The organism is Arthrobacter psychrolactophilus, assembly GCF_003219795.1.
Lineage (GTDB): Bacteria > Actinomycetota > Actinomycetes > Actinomycetales > Micrococcaceae > Specibacter > Specibacter psychrolactophilus.
Genome location: NZ_QJVC01000033.1, coordinates 1 through 2754 on the forward strand (window position 1 = coordinate 1; position 2754 = coordinate 2754).

The following is a 2754-nucleotide window of genomic DNA, read 5'->3' on the forward strand; positions in this document are numbered from 1 at the left end:
TGTTAGCTGCAACTTTAAACTGACCAGAGACGGCAATTTGGATTGACCGTTCGCGGCAGTGGTTTTGACCAGTGGCTGCAAGTTCTTTTGACCAGTTCTTGGCCGTGAGTGTGGCCGGGGCTTGCTGGGATTCCCTTGTCCATCCCTCGTGTCGTTACGGGGAGAGCCCCTTCCTTCCGCGGTGAAATAGCGATGCCAATCGTTTTATTTCACCCGCTGTGGGAAGGAAGGGGCTCGTTGATGAAGTCTCCAGGAGAGTTCATGGAAATTTTAGCTGCTTATGATTTGACCCGGTCGTACCGGGATGCCGCGAAGATCTGCGGGGTATCGCATAATACTGTTCGTTCGTATGTGAAGGCCCGGGACGCGGGCGCCCAAGCACCGATCGCCCGTAAACGGGGACGGATCACTGATCCGTTCCTGCCACAGATGCAGTCACTGGTCGAGCAGTCCCGTGGGAAGATCCGCGGTGATGTCGTGCATGAGAAACTCGTGGCCCTGGGCTATGCCGGCTCGATCCGCACCACCCGCTACGTACTGTCCGGGTTGAAGAGTAAATACCGTGCCCAGAACGCCCGTGTTCACCGGCCCTGGTCCGTGGAGGCCGGTCGGTGGCTTCAGTGGGATTACGGTGATGGGCCCGTTGTTGACGGCGTCAAGACGGTGTTGTTCGTGGCGTGGCTGGCATATTCACGCTTTCGGATCGTGATCGCTTTGCGGGATAAGACTATGCCGAGTGTGTTCGCTGCCCTGGATCGCTCGTTCAGGCTCATTGGTGGTGTACCAACTTATGTACTAACTGACAACGAGAAAACAGTGACTATCGAGCACATTGCCGGGGTCCCGGTGCGTAATCCCCAGATCGTCGCGTTCGCTAGGCATTACTCCACTGCGGTACATACCTGCATGCCGGCAGACCCTGCTTCCAAGGGAGGAGTGGAGAACGCAGTGAAGATCGCTAAGGCCGATCTCGTACCCAAAGAGACCAACTTGCGCCCAGAATATGGGTCCTTTGCGGAGCTGGAAGCGGCGTGTGAGGCGTTTATGGAGGATGTGAATTCTTCCGTGCACCGGGCCACGCTAGAGATCCCTAAGGACATGCTCCGTCACCTTGAGCAGCCCAAGCTCCACCCGGTCCCTGCAGTGCCGGTAACGGCTAGTTTCGGCCAAGCCCGCCAGGTCCCGCCGAACACGCCCATGGTCACTTTCGAGCATTCCCGCTATTCCGTCCCGCACACCCTGATGGGGCAACGGGTATGGGTGCGTGGCACTGATACACAGGTGATTATTGTTCATGTTGGCCAGACCGGGCCGGTGGAAGTCGCCCGTCATAAAATCACCCGTCCCGGCGTGCCAGCAGTCATTGATGCCCACTTCCCGCCAGCTTCCGCCGGCGCCCTGGAAAGAGTGACTCGCCCCACGAACAAGGCCGAAGAGGAATTCCTGGCCCTTGGCGCCGGAGCAGCTTTATGGCTCAAGGAGGCCGCAGCGGCCGGCACGAACAAGATCCGCCACAAGATGGAACGTGCAGTCACGCTCGCCAAGGTCGTGGGTAACGATGTCGTCGATCAAGGCCTCGGGGCTGCCGCCGTGCACCACCGATTCACCCACGAGGACCTGGTCTCCATCATCACCAATACGGCCACCGGTGAACCCTCCAGCATCATAAACAACACCCGTCATGCCGTGACAGATCAAAGCCAATGGCTGTCCCAGGGCACTAGTGGCTGGGCGAACTTCGGCACGAACAACCCCACGACCACTCCCGGCAACGAGAGTGCCCCCACTGATATCACCGATCTTGAAGGAGCAGCAGAATGAGCACCGCGACCCACGCCCCAGTGCCGCTGACAGAGCCGGTAGTAGAACAGGTGATCGCGCTGATGCGCACCACCCGCATGCCCCACGCCCGAGCCGTCGTCACAGAGGTATTGGCCACCGCGAAAGCCCAACGCTGGGACCCATGCGAAGTCGTCCGCGTGCTGCTCGAAGCGGAAGCGACCGGCCGGAATAGGTCGATGCTCGCCACCCGACGTAAGCGTGCGGGATTCCCCACCGGGAAAACCTTCGATGTCTGGGACGAGTCCCTCTCAACCCTGCCCGTGGCAACGACTTCGTTCCTACGGACCCTGGAATGGGTACGTCGGAGGGAGAACCTGATCGCGTGCGGGCCTTCCGGTACGGGCAAGACCCTGCTGCTGGAATCCTTGGGCCAGCAAGCCATCGATGAAGGCATGTCTGTGTCCTGGCTCAGCTTGGAAGACCTCGGTGCGCTCGTACGCCGCCACCGCATCGATGACAGCGTCAATAAAGCCATCGCCCGAGTCACTAATGTCGATCTGATTTGCATCGATGACATAGGCCTCTTGCCCGTATCCGGTGACGCCGCCGAAGGTTTCTATCGGGTAGTGGAGGCCTCTTACGAGAAACGTTCCCTCGCGATCAGCTCCAACATCCACCCCTCTGGCTTCGATGAACTCATGCCCAAAACCATCGCCACCGCGACCGTGGACCGCCTCATGCACCACGCCCACCTCTGCCAAACCAGCGGCGAGTCCGTCAGACTCATGCAAGCCCAAAACGGGAAAGGAACCCACCCAATAAACTAACCATCCACATGATCAGGCGCCGCAACCCCAGCAGCCCCGGCGCCTGATCAGTGTTCAAAAGAACTTGCCGCCACCGGTCAACCCATTGCTGCCACCGGTCAAAACAAACTGCAGCCACCGGTCAGTTTAAAGTTGCAGTTGACAG

The 2754-nt window shown here is 59.3% G+C and carries 2 protein-coding genes; both read left to right on the forward strand.

Translation table 11 applies throughout. The features are described 5' to 3' along the window. Positions 1-240: 240 nt before the first annotated feature. A complete protein-coding gene (gene istA / locus CVS30_RS17565; protein ID WP_306418800.1) occupies positions 241-1821 on the forward strand; it encodes an IS21 family transposase in 1581 nt (526 codons plus the stop codon). Then, positions 1818-2609: an ATP-binding protein gene (locus CVS30_RS17570; RefSeq protein ID WP_110486854.1), complete on the forward strand. Its 792-nt coding sequence runs from the start codon at positions 1818-1820 to the stop codon at positions 2607-2609. The genes istA and CVS30_RS17570 overlap by 4 nt, the downstream gene beginning before the upstream one ends. Positions 2610-2754 lie beyond the last annotated feature (145 nt).

What these genes read in the sequence shown, in the direction of transcription:
- istA (WP_306418800.1), top strand. Translation starts at nt 241, where the DNA reads ATGAAGTCTCCAGGAGAGTTCATGGAAATTTTAGCTGCTTATGATTTG.
- CVS30_RS17570 (WP_110486854.1), top strand. Translation starts at nt 1,818, where the DNA reads ATGAGCACCGCGACCCACGCCCCAGTGCCGCTGACAGAGCCGGTAGTA.